At 69.5% G+C, this 16545-nt stretch carries 13 protein-coding genes; 7 read left to right on the forward strand and 6 right to left on the reverse strand.

The window, feature by feature from the left end:
- Positions 1-91: 91 nt before the first annotated feature.
- The 5 genes from ABZU75_RS01975 to pdhA form a co-directional block, all read right to left on the reverse strand.
- Positions 92-385 (reverse strand): Dabb family protein, encoded by a 294-nt coding sequence (locus ABZU75_RS01975; RefSeq protein ID WP_355548278.1) that lies wholly within the window; start codon positions 383-385, stop codon positions 92-94.
- Positions 386-554: 169 nt separating this feature from the next.
- Positions 555-2285 (reverse strand): ABC transporter ATP-binding protein, encoded by a 1731-nt coding sequence (locus ABZU75_RS01980; RefSeq protein WP_355548281.1) that lies wholly within the window; start codon positions 2283-2285, stop codon positions 555-557.
- A gap of 635 nt (positions 2286-2920) precedes the next feature.
- On the reverse strand, positions 2921-4333 hold the full coding sequence (locus ABZU75_RS01985) for a dihydrolipoamide acetyltransferase family protein (RefSeq protein ID WP_355548284.1): 1413 nt from the start codon (positions 4331-4333) through the stop codon (positions 2921-2923).
- A gap of 12 nt (positions 4334-4345) precedes the next feature.
- Entirely contained in the window at positions 4346-5323 is a 978-nt protein-coding gene (locus ABZU75_RS01990) for an alpha-ketoacid dehydrogenase subunit beta (protein WP_355548287.1), read from the reverse strand.
- A complete protein-coding gene (gene pdhA, locus ABZU75_RS01995; protein ID WP_355548290.1) occupies positions 5320-6411 on the reverse strand; it encodes a pyruvate dehydrogenase (acetyl-transferring) E1 component subunit alpha in 1092 nt (363 codons plus the stop codon). The genes ABZU75_RS01990 and pdhA overlap by 4 nt, the downstream gene beginning before the upstream one ends.
- Before the next feature lie 299 nt (positions 6412-6710).
- Here pdhA and purS point away from each other — a divergent pair, with 299 nt between their 5' ends.
- From purS to purL, 4 genes are all read left to right on the forward strand, one after another.
- Entirely contained in the window at positions 6711-6956 is a 246-nt protein-coding gene (purS, locus tag ABZU75_RS02000) for a phosphoribosylformylglycinamidine synthase subunit PurS (protein WP_350929763.1), read from the forward strand.
- 142 nt (positions 6957-7098) lie between these two features.
- A complete protein-coding gene (locus tag ABZU75_RS02005) occupies positions 7099-7566 on the forward strand; it encodes an ATP-binding protein (RefSeq protein ID WP_355548294.1) in 468 nt (155 codons plus the stop codon).
- 199 nt (positions 7567-7765) lie between these two features.
- Positions 7766-8449 carry a phosphoribosylformylglycinamidine synthase subunit PurQ gene (gene purQ, locus ABZU75_RS02010; RefSeq protein WP_350929761.1) on the forward strand — a complete coding sequence of 228 codons (684 nt, stop codon included), beginning with the start codon at positions 7766-7768 and terminating at the stop codon, positions 8447-8449.
- Positions 8446-10701: a phosphoribosylformylglycinamidine synthase subunit PurL gene (gene purL, locus ABZU75_RS02015; protein WP_355548298.1), complete on the forward strand. Its 2256-nt coding sequence runs from the start codon at positions 8446-8448 to the stop codon at positions 10699-10701. Before purQ ends, purL begins: the two co-directional genes overlap by 4 nt.
- 193 nt (positions 10702-10894) lie before the next feature.
- Here purL and ABZU75_RS02020 read toward each other — a convergent pair whose 3' ends face one another.
- Positions 10895-11836, reverse strand: a complete 942-nt coding sequence (locus ABZU75_RS02020) for a hypothetical protein (protein ID WP_355548301.1) — start codon at positions 11834-11836, stop codon at positions 10895-10897.
- 242 nt (positions 11837-12078) lie between these two features.
- Here ABZU75_RS02020 and ABZU75_RS02025 point away from each other — a divergent pair, with 242 nt between their 5' ends.
- From ABZU75_RS02025 to ABZU75_RS02035, 3 genes are all read left to right on the forward strand, one after another.
- The gene (locus tag ABZU75_RS02025; RefSeq protein ID WP_355548304.1) at positions 12079-14127 is read left to right on the forward strand and encodes an adenylate/guanylate cyclase domain-containing protein; all 2049 of its coding nucleotides are present in this window, start codon (positions 12079-12081) and stop codon (positions 14125-14127) included.
- 57 nt (positions 14128-14184) lie between these two features.
- Positions 14185-14853: a Crp/Fnr family transcriptional regulator gene (locus ABZU75_RS02030; protein ID WP_350929757.1), complete on the forward strand. Its 669-nt coding sequence runs from the start codon at positions 14185-14187 to the stop codon at positions 14851-14853.
- 227 nt (positions 14854-15080) lie between these two features.
- Positions 15081-16544 carry an MFS transporter gene (locus tag ABZU75_RS02035; protein ID WP_355548309.1) on the forward strand — a complete coding sequence of 488 codons (1464 nt, stop codon included), beginning with the start codon at positions 15081-15083 and terminating at the stop codon, positions 16542-16544.
- Position 16545 lies beyond the last annotated feature (1 nt).

Here is a 16545-nt window from a genome sequence, read left to right on the forward strand (position 1 = left end):
TCGGTCACCGCAGCACGCTGCGGCTCCCTCCTCCGCCTTGCGAGACACCACCTGACCGATCCTCGCCACGGCAAGATCCGCGGGACAGGCCCTAGAGCTCGAACTGGATCGCCGCCCGCGAGGCCACGATCGGCTTGATGTGCTCGGCGATCACGGCCTGGTGCAGCGGGTGGTCCCGGTAGACCAGGTAGTCGTCGACGCTGTCGAAGTCCGCGACGACCGCGAACTGGTGGTTGCCCGGGTTCACGCCCGCGTCCGTGCCAAGGGTGTAGGAGCGGATCTCCGTGATGGCTTCGGGCAGCTTGCCGAGCTCCGTCGCGACCCTGCCCCTCTGCTCATCGGTGGCCTCTTGTGCCCAGGTGAACAGCACGACATGCCGGAACATGATCTTCCCTTCGTTTGGGTGCCCGGCCAGCGTAAGGCCAGGCGTCACCGGAACCGGCAACGGCCCCGCGACCGCGGAGCGGGGCAGGGCGGGGATGTGCGGCGGCGGGCCCCGGACGGGTGTCGCGGCCCGTCCGGGACCTGAATCGCCGTCGAGAGGTGATCCGCGCTCACACCGGGCGCGGTACGGAACGGCGGCTGATCCTTATCCGGCTGGAAGGCCGCGGCACGGCTTCGAGCACGATCTTCTGGGCCGCCTCGGGAATGAAGCGGAGATCGTGGGTGATCAGGATGGTCGTGCGGCCGGCCATGAGCCTCTTGAGCGGTTCCATGATCCGTTCCGCGGTGAGCGCGTCGAGCCCCGTCATCGGCTCGTCGAGGACGAGCACCGGGGCGTCACGCAGGATGGCCCTGGCGATGGCGATCCGCTGGCGCTGCCCGCCCGACATCAGTCGCCCACGCTGCCCGATCGGCGTGTCGTACCTGTGGGGAAGCGCGTTGACGAAGTCGTGGACGTCCGCCATGACGGCGGCGCGGACGATGTCGTCCAGGTCCGCGCCGGGGCGGCCGTAGGCGATGTTGTCGCGTACGGTCCCGGAGAAGAGCAGGTTCTCCTGCTGCAGGATGGTGATGTTGTCACGGAGCGACTCGCGCGACAGATCCCGGATGTCGGTTCCGTCGAGCAGGATGCGCCCGGCGGTGGGATCGTAGAAGCGGAGCAGGAGCTTCGCGAGCGTGGACTTGCCCACCCCGCTCGGCCCGGTGCACACGACCAGTTCCCCGGGCTCGACGACGAAGGACATGTCGCGCAACGTCGGCCTCCTCCTGTTCGGGTAGGTGAAGCCGACGTCCTGGAACTCGATGCGGCCACGGCCACGCCCCAGATGGACGGGGGCCTCGCGGTCGGTGATGGCCGGCCGGGCCCGCAGGATCTCGATGACCCGGTCGGAGCCCGCCGCCGCCTCGGAGACGGTGAGGGCGATCTGCCCCAGGCTCTGCACCGCCGGGTAGAGGTAGGCGAGGTAGGCGGCGAAGGCGAGCAGTCCGCCGATGGTGAGGCGCCCCGAGGAGATCTCCCACGCGCCGAACCCGAGGATGGCGATCAGACAGATGGTCTCGATCACCTGCACGACGGGCCCGTACAGGGAGGACAGCCACGCCTGTGCCACGTTGGCCCGCATCCAGGTGCTCCCCTCCGCGTGCAGCCGCTCGGCCTCGGCGCCCTGGCGGTTGTAGGACTGGACGAGCGCCTGGTTGGACAGGCTCTCCTCGATGACGCTGTTCATGGTCCCGTTGCTGAGCCGCTCGCGCGCCGACACGGTCCTGAACCTGCCCGCGAAGACCTTGGAGACCAGCAGGAAGGCCGGGGCCAGCAGGAACGTCAGCAGTGCCAGGTCCCACCGGATGTAGAAGGCCGCACCGGCGAAGAAGACGACACTGGCGAGCGTGGTGAAGAGCTTGACCAGGCCGGAAGCGACGAGTTCCTCGATGGCCTCGATGTCGTCGGTGAGCCTGGCCATCAGGTCACCCAGGCGGCGGTTGTCGAAGAAGTCGGGCGTGAGCGTCTGGAGGTGCTCGAACACCCTGTCTCGCAGTCGCAGCAGGAAGCGCTCAGCACCCAGGGCCGTGAGGTAGGACCCCACGAAGGAGACCAGCCCCGCGACGGCCGCGAGGCCCAGCCAGGCCGCCGCGGGGAGCCAGAAGGCCCCCAGGTTCTGCTTGCTGAGCACCTCGTCGGTGATGAAGCCGAACAGGCCGATCGCGGCGACCTCGCAGACGGCCGCGACGATGGCGAGCACGCCACCGGCCACGAGCAGCCGGCGGAGGCCGCGGGTGTACGGCCAGAACTCCCGGAAGGTCCTGCGGATGGAGACCGTCGGCGCCGTGGGAGCACGACGCACCGCTGCCCTCGCCCCGTTGGGCGAGAGCGACTCTGAGAATGAGAGCCGGCGGTTGACCCGCCGGCTCTCATTTGTTTCTGCTAGCACCGGATCTGGTTACCACCACCACCCGCCGCCACCACCACACCCACATCCGCAGCGGCGGCGGCGCCGACAGCAACATCCACCCCAGGTCACGTACTGGCTGGACGGGAAGAGCTGCTTGAAAGTCATGGCTTCCCCCTTCGTGCTGAGCCTGTCGCGCTTATCAATCACGACACTAGCACCCATACCCAGACAAACACCCCATATCGACGCGCATTAAAGATGTTTTAACAACCAATTCAGAAAGGCCGTAAAACGTATCGAGAGTAAAGCCTGACAAAAGTTTCACACGGCAACCCGACCCCTTGCCCGAGCTGGGGATACGCACCATAAACCCTGATCCACAGGGGACAAAAAGAGGTTTCCTGATTATCGCCGGGGCGGCGGCCCGCACGGCGTCGCAGCGGCCGGGAGGGCCGTCCCGGAGTCCTCGCCCATTTCCCGTAACACCAATTGACAGGCCCGGCCGTCATGTTTAGCGATTCGCCTGCCGGATTTACCCGGCAGGCGAATCACCGCTCTGTCATGAAACCGGCTCCGGAATCACCGGGTCATCCCCAGGCGAGCATCCGGAGAGGGTCCTCAAGCATGGCGCCGACGTCGCGCAGGAACAGCGAGCCGATCTCCCCGTCCACCACCCGGTGGTCGAACGAGACCGCGAGCGTGCAGACCTTACGCGGCACGACCTGCCCGTCCACCACCCACGGCATATCCCTGACCTGGCCGAAGGCCAGGATCGCCGATTCGCCGGGGTTGAGGATCGGGGTGCCCGAGTCCACCCCGAAGACGCCCACGTTGGTGATCGTGATCGTGCCCCCGGCCATGTCCGCGGGCTGGGTGCGGCCCGCTCTGGCGGTCTCGGCGAGAGCACCGAGGGCACCGGCCAGAGCGGGTAGCGACAGCAGGTGGGCGTCCTTGACGTTGGGGACGAGCAGGCCGCGCGGGGTGGCCGCGGCGATGCCCAGGTTGACGCGGTGCTTGACCACGATCTCCTGACGCGCCTCGTCCCAGGCAGAGTTGATCATCGGGTGGCGGCGGGCGGCGACGAGCACGGCCTTGGCGACCAGGAGCAGCGGCGAGACCTTGACCTCGGCGAAGTCGGGCAGCTCCCGGAGGCGCCGGACCGCGTCCATGGTCTCCGTCATGTCCACCTGGAGGAACTCCGTCACGTGCGGCGCCGTGAACGCGGAGGCCACCATGGCCTGCGCGGTCGCCTTGCGCACCCCCCTGATCGGGATCCGCTCCTCGTCCTCCGCCTCCCGCGTCGCGACTGCCGCCTGCGGCCAGGCCGGCGCGGTGCCGACCGCGGCCTGGACGTCGTCCCTGGTGATCGAGCCGTGCGGGCCGGTCCCGGTGAGAGCGGTCAGGTCGATGCCCAGATCCCTGGCCAGCTTCCGCACCGGGGGCTTCGCCAGCACCGCGGCGCTCGTGGGCGGTGCGGCCGTGCCGACGCCGCCCTCCTGCACACCGGACGGCACCGCCTCGGGCGACCGCAACCCGGTAGCCGTACCGGCAAGGGACGCACCGGCGGGAGGCGTACCGGCAGGGGAGCCGCCGGTGGGAGAGGTGCCGGACGGCGACGGTTTGCGGGGGCGGCGCTTGGCCGCACCCGGCTTGACGCCGTAGCCCACCAGCACCGGCTGCCGCACCTCGGCAGGTGGCGCGGGCACCATGTCGGCGGCGGCGTCGGCCAGGGCCGCCGGCCGCTCCGCGACGAGAGCGGGACCGGCACCGTCGTCCACCGAGATGATCGGCCTGCCGACGTCCACGGTCTCGCCCTCGTCCGCCATCAGGGCCGCCACGACGCCCTCGAACGGGCAGGGCAACTCGACGACCGCCTTGGCGGTCTCGATCTCCACGATGGTCTGGTTGACCTTGACCGGGTCTCCGACCTTCACGTGCCAGCGGACGATCTCCGCCTCGGTCAGTCCCTCTCCCACGTCGGGGAGCCTGAACTCCTTCATTTCAGCCCTCCCCTAGAACGCGAACGCGCGGTCGACGGCGTGCAGGACCCTGTCCAGATCGGGCAGGTAGTGGTCCTCAAGCCGCGAGGGCGGATAGGGAGTGGAGGGCCCTCCGACCCTCAGGACCGGGGACTGCAGGTTGTAGAAGCACTCCTCGGTGACGCGGGCGGCGATCTCCGCGCCGAAGCCGCTGTAGACGGGCGCCTCGTGCACCACGATGCAGCGCCCGGTCCTGCGCACCGACTCCGTGATCTTCGGGACGTCGAGCGGATTGAGCGAGCGCAGGTCCAGGACCTCCAGGGACCGGCCGTCGTCCTCGGCCGCCTTCGCGGCCTCCAGGCAGGTCTTCACCATCGGCCCGTACGCGAGCAGGGTGGCGTCCGTGCCCTGCCGTACCACCTTGGCCTCGTCGAAGGGGGTCCAGTCCGAGGAGTCGACATCCACCTCGGCCTTCTCCCAGTAGCGCCGCTTGGGCTCGAAGAAGACGACGGGGTCCTCGCAGCGGATCGCCTGCTGGATCATGGCGTAGCCGTCGGCCGGGTTGGAGCAGGCCACGACGCGCAGGCCCGCGGTGTGCGTGAAGTACGCCTCGGGCGACTCGCTGTGGTGCTCCACCGCGCCGATGCCACCGCCGCAGGGGATCCGGACGACCACCGGCAGTCTCAGCTTGCCCAGCGAGCGCAACGGCATCTTGGCGAGCTGCGTGATGATCTGGTCGGCCGCGGGAAAGACGAATCCGTCGAACTGGATCTCGCAGACCGGGCGGTAGCCCCGGAGTGCGAGGCCGATGGCCGTCCCGATGATGCCCGACTCGGCCAGCGGGGTGTCGATGACCCGCTGCTCGCCGAAGTCCTTCTGCAGGCCGTCGGTCACCCGGAACACACCGCCGAGCTTGCCCACGTCCTCCCCCATGACGAGGACCTTGGAGTCGTCCTCCATGGCCTTGCGCATGCCCTCGTTGAGCGCCTTGGCCAGCGTGAGAATGGTCATGCCTCGAACCCCTCAAGGTAGGTGGCGAACTCCGCGCGCTCGGCGTCCATCAGGGAGTGCGGCTCGGCGTAGACATGGTCGAAGATGGCCAGCGGTTCGGGGTCGGGCAGCGCGAGGCAGCGCTTGCGGACGTCCCGTCCGAGCTCGTCGGCCTCCGCGTCGATCGTGTCGAAGAAGTCCTGGTCGGCGATCTGGTTCTTGAACATGTAGGCCCTGACCCGCTCGATCGGGTCCTTGAGCTTCCACCCCTCCAACTCGGCGGCCACCCGGTAGCGGGTCGGGTCGTCGGAGGTGGTGTGGGCGCCCATCCGGTAGGTGAACGCCTCGATCAGCACGGGCCCCTGCCCCGACCTGGCATCGGCCAGTGCCTTTCGGGTGACGGCCAGACAGGCGAAGACGTCGTTGCCGTCGACCCGGACACCGGGGAACCCGAACCCGCTGGCCCTGCGGTACAGGGGGATGCGGGTCTGCTTCTCCAGCGGCTCGGAGATGGCCCACTGGTTGTTCTGGCAGAAGAACACCACCGGCGCGTTGAACACGGAGGCCCAGATGAAGGCCTCGTTCACATCACCCTGGGAGGTGGCGCCGTCGCCGAAGTAGACGATCGAGGCGGCCTCGGCACCGTCGCGCTGGATGCCCATGGCGTAGCCGACCGCGTGCAGGGTCTGGCTGCCGATCACGATGGTGTAGAGGTGGAAGTTGTGCTCCGCGGGGTCCCACCCTCCGTGGTTGACGCCGCGGAACAGGCCGAGCAGGTTCACCGGGTCGACGCCCCTGCACCAGGCCACCCCGTGCTCGCGGTAGGTCGGGAATGCCATGTCGGCCTCGGTCAACGCCCGGCCGGAGCCGATCTGCGCGGCCTCCTGCCCGAGCAGCGATGCCCACAGACCCAGTTCGCCCTGGCGTTGCAGGGCCACGGCCTCCAGGTCGACGCGGCGGACCAGGGTCAGGTCCCGGTAGAGACCTCGGATCTCCTCGGGGGTCAGATCGATGTCGTAGTCGGGATGCTCGACCCGTTCTCCTTCCGGGGTCAGCAGTTGAATGAGCTCCGGGGGTGCTTCCGCACCACGAGAGGCGTCGGCTGTCACGTGCCACTCCTGTGTGCTAGGGGCCGTCTGGATGGGTTCGCCACCGCTGTCCGGCCGATTCGCGACGCGTTCGACCCGTCTGATGGTGGTTCGTACGCGCTTGTGGCCATCGTGGCAGAGGTCACATACGTGTGCGCAAGACCTACCTCGGCGTCCATATGCTCCCCGTTCCCCGCGCGCTCCCTTTCACCCGCCCGTTTCGTCCGCGTGGCGCGGGTCCGGCCCCCGCGCCTGAGCACGGCCGGAGCCGGTTACTCTTGAGGCGCCGAACCGTCCCCGTCGCAACCAGGAGGAACATCGTGGCGCGCGTCATCGTCGACGTCATGCTGAAGCCCGAGATTCTCGACGCGCAGGGGCAGGCGATCGCCCGCGCGCTGCCGCGGCTCGGCTTCTCCGGTGTCTCAGCGGTACGGCAGGGCAAGCGGTTCGAGGTGGAGGTCGATGGGCCCGCCGACGAGGCGGCACTTTCGGACGTCCGGAAAATGGCCGAAACCCTGCTCGCCAACACGGTGATCGAGGACTACACCGTCACCGTCGAGTCCTAGGCCGTCACTCCACGCAGATCAACCGCCCAGATCCAGCTATATCCGGCAATATGGGCGGAGCAATCCCACGGCTTGACCACTAGTCAATAACATTACGGTTATTTTGCGGTTAGCCCGGATTCTGCAGGGAAGCCTTCACGAGGTGACGTCTGACCCCGGGAGGAAACCGGTGGACATGGAGTTCTCGCTGGCTCTGCCACGACAGGCCATCGGCATCCCGATGGTCCGCAGGGCGCTCGGCGACTCCCTGCGCTCACTCGGCGTCACCGAGGACTGCGTCTCCGACATACTGCTCGCGGTGACCGAGGCATGCGCCAACGCCGTGCGGCACGGGGGTCCGGCCAACCGCTACGAGGTCGAGACCGCCATCGGCCACGGCCGCTGCGACGTCCGCATCATCGACCGGGGCCAGGGCCTCGTCGGAGTACCGGAGCACTACCCGTCGGCCGACGTCGAGAACGGCAGGGGCCTGCTCATCATGCAGGCGGTGGTGGACGAGATCTCCTTCGACATCACCCCGGGCAGGGGCACCGTCGTGCACCTGCGCAAGCACCTGGACTGGGATGACGACGCCGCCTTCTCCCGCGACCGGGTGCTCGCCGCCGTATAGCCCCGCCGCTCACCGGGAATCCGGCTCTTCCCGGCCCCGTACGGGCCGGAAGACGCCCATCCGGGCTGCCCGGTTGTGTGATCCGGTACTCCGCGTATGACCGCTTGTCCGGAGCGGATAGCCTGGACGCACCGCCGCAGACCGACGTCCGATGTAAGAGACGCCGGCGCGGCGCCCGTTTGCGGAGGGGAACGTTGCCATGAGTGCTGCCCGCGTGGGCGTCGTCACTTTTCCAGGAACTCTTGACGATCAGGACGCGGCCCGCGCCGTGCGCCACGCGGGTGGCGAAGCCGTGCCGCTGTGGCACGCGGATCCCGATCTCAAGGGGGTGGACGCGGTCTTCCTGCCCGGCGGGTTCTCCTACGGGGACTACCTGCGCTGCGGGGCCATCTCCAGGTTCGCCCCGCTGATGGAGGAGCTGATCCCCGCCGCCAGAGCCGGGCTACCCGTGCTTGGCACCTGCAACGGCTTCCAGATCCTCTGCGAGGCCCACCTGCTGCCCGGGGCGCTGATGCGCAACGCCGGGCTGCACTACATCTGCCGCGACCAGGGCATCCGGGTCGAGAGCAACACCACCCCCTGGACCTCCGACTTCACCGAGGGCCAGGAGATCGTGCTGCCGATCAAGCACGGGGAGGGCCGCTACGTCGCCGACGAGGCGACCCTGGGCGCGCTGGAGGCGGGCGGCCAGGTCGTCTTCCGCTACACGGGTGGCAACCCCAACGGCTCCCTGAACGACATCGCGGGCATCCGCAACGAGGCCGGCAACATCGTCGGTCTCATGCCGCACCCCGAGCACGCCGTCGAGGACCTCACCGGCGCCCCGAGCACCGACGGGCGCGCCTTCTTCTCCTCGATCCTGAAGAAGCTGGTGAACGCATGAGTCTCGACACCGTCAAGCGGGCCGAGGAGACCCCCGGCGAGCGCCAGCCGTACGCCGAGCTGGGTATGAAGGTCGAGGAGTACGAGCGGGTCCGCGAGATCCTCGGCCGCCGTCCCACCGGCTCCGAGCTGGCCATCTACAGCGTCATGTGGAGCGAGCACTGCTCCTACAAGTCGTCCAAGGTGCACCTGCGCCAGTTCGGCACCAAGGCCCCCAAGTCGGCGGCTCTGCTCGTCGGCATGGGGGAGAACGCCGGGGTCGTGGACATCGGTGACGGCTGGGCCGCCACCTTCAAGATCGAGTCGCACAACCACCCGTCCTACGTCGAGCCCCACCAGGGCGCGGCGACCGGCGTCGGCGGCATCGTCCGCGACATCATGTCGATGGGCGCCCGGCCGGTCGCGGTGATGGACGCGCTCCGCTTCGGCGGCGCCGACGCCCACGACACCCGGCGGGTGCTGCCCGGCGTGGTCGAGGGCATCAGCCACTACGGCAACTGCCTGGGCCTGCCCAACATCGGCGGCGAGGTCGTCTTCGACCCCTGCTACATCGGCAACCCGCTGGTCAACGCCCTCTGCGTGGGCCTGCTCCGCAAGGACCAGATCAAGCTCGCGGTGGCCCCCGGACCGGGCAACAAGGTGGTCCTGTTCGGCGCGCTGACCGGCCCCGACGGCATCGGCGGCGCGTCTGTGCTGGCCTCGGCCACCTTCGAGGACTCCTCGCACGCCAAGCGCCCCAGCGTCCAGGTCGGCGACCCCTTCATGGAGAAGCTGCTGATCGAGTGCTGCCTGGAGCTCTACCAGGCGGACGTGGTCGTCGGCATCCAGGACCTCGGCGCCGCCGGTGTCTCCTGCGCGACCACCGAACTCGCCGCCAAGGGCACCGGTGGCATGAACGTCAGGCTCGACCTGGTGCCGCTGCGCGATCCCTCGCTGCGGCCCGAGGAGATCCTGATGAGCGAGTCGCAGGAGCGCATGATGGCGGTCGTCACACCCGACGACATCGATGCCTTCATGGCGATCTGCGCGAAGTGGGACATCCCCGCGACCGTGATCGGCGAGGTCACCGATGGAGGCCGCCTCGTGATGACCTGGCACGGCGAGACCATCGTCGACATCCCGCCGGGCACCGCGGCCGACGAGGGCCCGGTCTACGAGCGGCCGTTCCAGGAGCCGACCGGCCAGATCGCGCTGAACAGCGACACTCCCAAGCGCCTCGCCCGCCCCACCGACCTGCGCGCGGCGCTGCTGGAGCTCCTCGGCTCACCGAACCTGGCGTCCAAGGAGTGGGTCACCTCCCAGTACGACCGCTACGTCCGCGGCAACACCGTGCTGGCCCAGCCCGCCGACGCGGGCGTGCTGCGGATCAGCGAGGCCATGCCCGGCGCCGAGGAGACGACGCGCGGAATCGCGCTGGCCACCGACGGCAACGGCCGCTACGCCCGCCTCGACCCGTACGCGGGGGCCCAGCTCGCCCTCGCCGAGGCGTACCGGAACGTGGCCACCACCGGCGCGACGCCGCTGGCGGTGACCAACTGCCTCAACTTCGGCTCCCCCGAGGACCCCGAGGTCATGTGGCAGTTCGCCGAGGCCGTGCGCGGCCTGGCCGACGCCTGCAAGACCCTCGGCGTCCCGGTGACCGGCGGAAACGTCTCGTTCTACAACCAGACGGGATCCGTCCCGATCCACCCGACGCCGGTCGTCGGCGTGCTCGGTGTCATCGACGACGTGGCCACCCGGGTACGGTCCGGTTTCACCGGTGACGACGACCGGATCGTGCTGCTCGGCGAGACCGAGGCGGAGTTCGGCGGCTCGGAGTGGGCGCACGTGGCCCACGGCCACCTGGGCGGCCTGCCGCCCAAGGCACGGCTGGCCTCGGAGCGCGACCTGGCTCTCGTCCTGACCACGGCCGCCTCGCAGGGACTGCTGACCGGCTCCCACGACCTGTCCGACGGCGGGCTGGCCATCGCCCTCGCCGAGGCCTGCCTCGCCCAGGGCATCGGTTGCGCGGTCTCCCTGACCGGCGACGACGCGTTCGTCGAGCTGTTCAGCGAGTCGTCGGCCCGCGCGCTGGTGACCGTCAGGCCCGAGTCGTTCGACACCTTCGCGAAGCTGTGCGCGGCCCACGAGGTGCCCTGCTACGGCCTGGGCACCACCGGTGGTGACTCCCTGAACATCAGGGGCGTGCTGGACATCCCGGTCACCGAGCTCCGCCAGACCCACACGTCCACCCTGCCGGGCATCTTCGGCTGATCCTCACGCACCACGGAAAGGGGAGTACGGCTCATCCGAGCCGTACTCCCCTTTCCGTTCTCATCCGGTCACCTCCGCGTGCCACCGGTGACGTCACACGGTGGACCGCACGGCCGTCCCGTTCCACGGCACGTGAGAGGCCCCCGACAGCCCGTCCGGGGGCCTCTCACGTGCTGTCACGCTCAGCCGGAGATCAGGAGGCGCTCATGCAGAGCGCGTAGACGGTGCCGCTGCTGTTCTTGCCGCTCACGGTCCAGCCGGAGCCGGTGGGCGCGCTCGTGTAGATCTGACCGGAACCGCTGCCGCTGCTGCTGAAGCCGCCGCCCGTGACGACCTTGCCCGAACCGCAGCTCACGCTCTGGCTTCCGCCCTGACCGCCGAAGTTGAACGACCCGGTCACGGTGGTGATGGTGGGGACAGCGCCCTTGCCGTCCTTGCCGTCCTTGCCGTCGGCGCCCTTCGGACCAGCGGGTCCGGCAGGACCCTGAGCGCCCTTCGCACCATCCTGGCCGTCGGCGCCCTTCGGACCAGCGGGTCCGGCGGGACCCTGAGCGCCCTTCGCACCATCCTGGCCGTCGGCGCCCTTCGGACCAGCGGGTCCGGCGGGACCCTGAGCGCCCTTCGCACCGTCCTGGCCGTCGGCGCCCTTCGGACCGGCGGGTCCGGCAGGACCCTGGGCACCGGTGTCGCCCTTGGGACCCTGCGGACCGGTGGCGCCGTCCTTACCGTCCTTACCGTCCTCGCCCTTCGGACCCTGAGCCCCGGTGTCGCCCTTCTGGCCCTGCGGACCGGTGGCGCCGTTCTTGCCGGGGAGACCGCGCAGCCCCTGCGGACCCTGCGGTCCGGCGTCGCCCTTGAGGCCCTGCGGACCACGCTCGCCCTGCGGGCCGGCGGTGGCGATGCCCTGCTGCTGACTCTCGCCCTGCTGCCCCCACCTGATCCGGATCTCGGTGGGCTTGCACTTGGCCGTCGCATTGACGATGCGGGCGTAACGCGTCTGCTTGTGGACACACGCGTGGATCTCCGCACCCGCCGACGAGGCTACGGCACTGCCGCTCGCGGTGAACAACGTTCCGGCGAGCACGCCAACGGTCACGACGGCGAGCGTGCGTCCGCCCGGCAACTTGATAGCCACTGGGCTTCCTTTCTGCGACACCAGAGTCTGGTGTGATGGGAGAGATACACGTAGTACACGGTTCAACCGTTCCAATGGTTGACTCGCGAAACATCACGCTTTGATCTCGGAAGCACAAATGTCCGGATGCCTGCCGACAGCGGCCGCGTGCGGGATAATCGGGCCGTTCGGGGGAACCCGCCCGCTGGGCGTGGACGAACAACACAGGGAACCAACCGGGTTCTCCAGACACGGAGGCCACCGTGCCGACCATCAACCCGACGGACACGGCCCTACAAGACCGTTCCGAACGGGAACCGTACCTGCCGCCCGCGACCCAGCCGGTCCGCACCCTGGTGTGGGCGTTGCATCTGGCACTGCCGATGCTCGGACTCTGGCTGCTGCTGGCCCAGCCCGACCTGAACATCGTCCTGCAGGACAATCCCAGTCATTTCTGGTTGATCATCACTGTCGCCGGGATCAACCTGGTTCTGGGCCTCATGATCAGCGAGGCGTCGGCCAGGCGGGCGGACGCACGCCTGCTCCTGGTCTCGCTGGTCTTCCTGAGCAGTGCCGGATCCTTCCTGGTGCACGGGCTGAGCACCCCGGGCATCATCCTGGGCACCCCGAGCTACGGGTTCGACCTGTCCCACCCGGTGGGCCTCCTCATCGCCTCGGTGTTCGCGTTCATATCGGCGCTGCCCCTGGGGGACCGAGCGGCCGAGACCGTCCTGCGGCGCCAGATGTGGCTACGCGGCGGTCTGGCCACCCTGATCACCGGGTGGGGGATCGCCTGCCTGGTGCCGGGCCTGACCCCGCTGAGCGACTCGCCCCCCGAGGGCACCGGCCTGGGCGGCCTGGAGTGGATCGGGGTGGCCCTGTACCTGGTGGCGGCCGCGATGATGTTCCAGCTGCACCGTGGCCGCCCCGCGGTCGTGCTGATCAGCCTGGTCACCGCGTACGCGCTGCTCGCCGAGTCCCTGGTCGCGGGGTTGTCCCACCACAACTGGCACCTGTCGTGGTGGCTCTGGCACGTGCTGCTGACCACGGCGTTCCTCTTCGTCGCCTACAGCGCCTACCTGCAGTTCCGGCGGGAGGGCACGAGCGCCGGGCTGTTCGACTCGGTGGCGCTGTCGGCGACGGTCCGCAGGATCAGGGCCGACTACGAGGCCGCCCTGGAGGAACTCGTCGGCCACCTGCGGCGCAGGGAGGAGAGCAGGGTTCCGATCGCGAACAGGCTGGCGGGCAAGTTCGGGCTCACCGAGTCCCAGGTGGCGGTGCTCGACCGGGCGGGTGAGGCACTGGCCAACGAGCGGGAGCTGACCGACAGGCTCGCCGCGCTGGTCGAGGTGGGCAGGCAGGCCCGCGTGGGCCTGCCGGAGCGCGAACTGCTGGCGCAGAGCCTCGACCGCGTACGGCAGGCGTACGGAGACGTCCGGATCAAGCTGGTCGACAACGGCCGGGTCACCGTGAACTCCAGGGAGTACGGCCCGAAGGACTTCCCCGGCGACCAGCCGATCCGGCTGGAGAGGAAGGTCGTCCACCCCCTGACCGTGAAGGGCAGGCTCGCCGGGGCGCTGGAGGTGCCGACCGGCAGCACCCCGCAGGACGAGGCGCTCGCCGCCATGCTGGCCGGTCAGCTGTCCATCTCCCTGGAGAACGCCCGCCTCTACAGCGAGCTGGAGACCCTCTTTCGGCAGTACATGTCGCCGGACGTGGCCCAGTCACTGCTGGCCGACCCGCAGACCGCGGCGCTCGGCGGCGAGCTGGTGGAGCTGACCGCGCTCTTCGCCGACCTGAAGGGCTTCACGAGCTTCTCCGAGCGGGTGGCGCCCGGCGAGATCGTCGAGATGCTGAACCGCTACCACACCGCGGCCGTGCCCATCGTGCTCGGCAACGGCGGCACGATCGTGCAGTTCGTGGGTGACGCGCTGCTCGCGCTGTTCAACGCCCCCGCCCGGCAGTCCGACCACGCCCTCGCCGCGGTGCGGGCGGGCCTGGCGATGCAGGAGGCCGCCGAGGAGATCGCGGCGGGGATGCCCGGCTATCCCCGCTTCAGGATTGGCATCAATACCGGTGAGGCGCTTGTCGGAAACATCGGCAGCCCCGAGCTTCGCGGTTTCAACGCGATGGGCGACTGCGTCAACGTGGCCGCCAGACTTGAGGGAATCGCCGACCCCGGCAGCGTCGTGATCGGCCAGAGCACCCTCGACCTGATCGGCCCCCGGGCCCAGACTCGTTCCCTGGGCCCGCTCAACCTCAAGGGCAGGGAACAACCCGTCCATGCCCACGTGCTGTCCGGGCTCTCGTAGCAGCGCCTCTCGTCCCGGGAGTCGTACGGACACGATCGAGATCACCATGAGGTGGTTATGACTTCTTCCCCCGAACCGGGTGAGTTCATCACATTGCTCACGAGCGATGAGGTAGCGGCTCTGTACGCCGCCGGGCGTCCCCGGCGCTGGGACAGGGGCGCGACGATGTTCACCGAAGGCGACGTGAACGACTGGGTGGTCATCCTGACATCCGGCCGGGTCAAGGTGTCCTCGCACACCGCGATCGGCAGCGAGGTGGTCCTGGCGATCCGGGGACCCGGAGCGTTGCTCGGCGAGTTCGCGGCGATCGACGGGCTGCCCAGGTCCGCCACGATCACCGCCCTCGAACCCGTCGAAGGGGTCACGGTCCGCGACTTTCCCGCCTACCTGCGGGACCACGGGAGAGTCGCGGTGCTGCTCATGCGGATGGTGATCGGCAAGATGCGCGACTCCGACCGCAAGCGGATCGAGTACGGCGCGTTCGACACCACGGGCCGGGTGGCCACCCGGCTGGTCGAGCTGGCCGAGCGGTACGGCGAGCCCACCAACGGCGGGGTCCGGGTGACGTTGCCGCTCTCCCAGGACGAGCTGGCCGGCTGGACCGGGGCCTCCCGCGAGGCGGTCAGCAAGGCGTTGCGCTCCCTGCGCGACCGCGGGCTGATCGAGACGGGCCGCCGCCGCGTGATCATCCACGATTTGGAGGGTCTGCGCAGACGGGCGCGCTGAGGGCGCGCCTACCCGCGAGAGGGGAGGCGCCGCCCCCGGCGGTGACGAGCACCACGATCATCGCCTCCGGCCTGGCCCGGGACGCGATCCGGACGGGCGTGCCGTGCCCCGCCACCCGGCTGCCGTCCGTGCCGGATGTGGCCTGACGCGAGGCGCGAGCGGGTTGGCCGTGCTCTGTGGCGGGTCTGGATCAAGATCGACGTACAACGTACGTCAGACTGTAGCTCATGGTCGCAATCCCCCAAGACCTGCCCGGATCCCCTGAATACCTATCCAAACTCCGTTACGCGTGGCGGGTCTGCTCGGTCACCAGCCTCGGCATGGTCATGATCGGCATCTCCGGCAGCACGCTGAACGTCGCACTTCCCACCGTGGTCAGGCACTTTCACGCGGACGCGTTCGCGGCCGGCTGGGTCCTGCTGGCCTTCCTCCTCGTCAACACCGCGACGCTGGTGTTCTTCGGCCGGGTGGCCGACCTGCTCGGCCGGCGGGAGATCTATCTGGCGGGGTTCCTCCTGTTCACCGTCGGATCGCTGCTCGCCGGGCTCTCACCCGGCGTCTGGTTCCTGATCGCGATGCGCGCCGTGCAGGCGATCGGAGCCGCGATGGTCCTCGCCAACGGAACCGTGATCATCACCGACGCCTTCCCGCCGGACAGGCTCAGCCAGGGCATGGGCGTCTACATCGGCACCCTCTCGGTCGCCCAGCTCGCCGGCCCCACCCTGGGCGGCCTCATCGCCGAGACCGCCGGCTGGCAGTGGATCTTCTGGATGAACGTACCGGCCGGGCTGACCGCCCTGGTCTGGGGAGCGCTCACGCTGCGCCGGGGGCCCCGGGGGGCGCGCAGGCCGGTGGACGCGCTCGGCAACCTGATCGTGTTCGCCGCCCTCTCCGCGGCCCTGATCGCGCTCTCCGAGGCGGGGTCCCGGGGCCTGTCCAGCCCCGTGGTGACCGTCGGCATGGCGATCGCGGTGGCGCTGGTCCCGGTGCTGGTCCTGGTGGAGCGCCGGGCGTCGCACCCCGTACTCAACGTGCGCCTGTTCGGCGAGCGCATGCTGGCCTTCGCCAACCTCGCCTCCTTCTGCAACGCGCTGGCGCGCTCGGCGCTGATCCTGCTGATCGCCCTCTACTTCCAGGCCGCCAGGGGCGTCGACGCCGTCACCGCGGCCCTGGGCGTGCTCCCTGTCCCGATCGGCATGGCCCTGGCCTCCCCGGTCACCGGCGCCCTCGGCCGCCGGATCAGGCCGTACGCGCTGTCGGTGGGGGGCACCCTGATGAGCGCGGCCGGGCTGGGCATACTGCTCCTGAACACCGCTCCCGCCACGCCGTACTGGATCATCGGGGTTGGCCTGTTCCTGTGTGGCTGCGGCAGCGGCACCTTCCTGACCGGCAACACCACCCAGGTCATGGCGGCTCTGCCGGCGGGGAGCCTGGGAGTGGTGAACGGCTTCCGGCTTATGATCATGAATGTCGGGATCGTGCTGGGGGTCGCCCTCACGCTCAGCGTGCTGACCGGCTCGGTCAGCGCCGAGCTACGCGGGCAGGTGTACGCGGGCACGCTGTCGCGCCTCTCCCCCGTCGCCGTGGACCACCTGATGGCCGGCTTCCAGCGGACCTACGCCATGCTGTTCGCCGTTGCCCTGGCGGGCGCCCTGATGGCCTCGCTGGCCCGTCCCCGCCGCCGGGCCTGAG

Origin of the sequence: Streptosporangium sp. NPDC005286 (assembly GCF_040607515.1) — a bacterium.
Lineage (GTDB): Bacteria > Actinomycetota > Actinomycetes > Streptosporangiales > Streptosporangiaceae > Streptosporangium.

Excerpts from the sequence above, each read along its gene's own strand:
- ABZU75_RS01975 (WP_355548278.1), bottom strand. The coding sequence starts at position 385 with ATGTTCCGGCATGTCGTGCTGTTCACCTGGGCACAAGAGGCCACCGAT.
- ABZU75_RS01985 (WP_355548284.1), bottom strand. The coding sequence starts at position 4,333 with ATGAAGGAGTTCAGGCTCCCCGACGTGGGAGAGGGACTGACCGAGGCG.
- ABZU75_RS01990 (WP_355548287.1), bottom strand. The coding sequence starts at position 5,323 with ATGACCATTCTCACGCTGGCCAAGGCGCTCAACGAGGGCATGCGCAAG.
- purQ (WP_350929761.1), top strand. The coding sequence starts at position 7,766 with ATGAGTGCTGCCCGCGTGGGCGTCGTCACTTTTCCAGGAACTCTTGAC.
- purL (WP_355548298.1), top strand. The coding sequence starts at position 8,446 with ATGAGTCTCGACACCGTCAAGCGGGCCGAGGAGACCCCCGGCGAGCGC.
- ABZU75_RS02030 (WP_350929757.1), top strand. The coding sequence starts at position 14,185 with ATGACTTCTTCCCCCGAACCGGGTGAGTTCATCACATTGCTCACGAGC.
- ABZU75_RS02035 (WP_355548309.1), top strand. The coding sequence starts at position 15,081 with ATGGTCGCAATCCCCCAAGACCTGCCCGGATCCCCTGAATACCTATCC.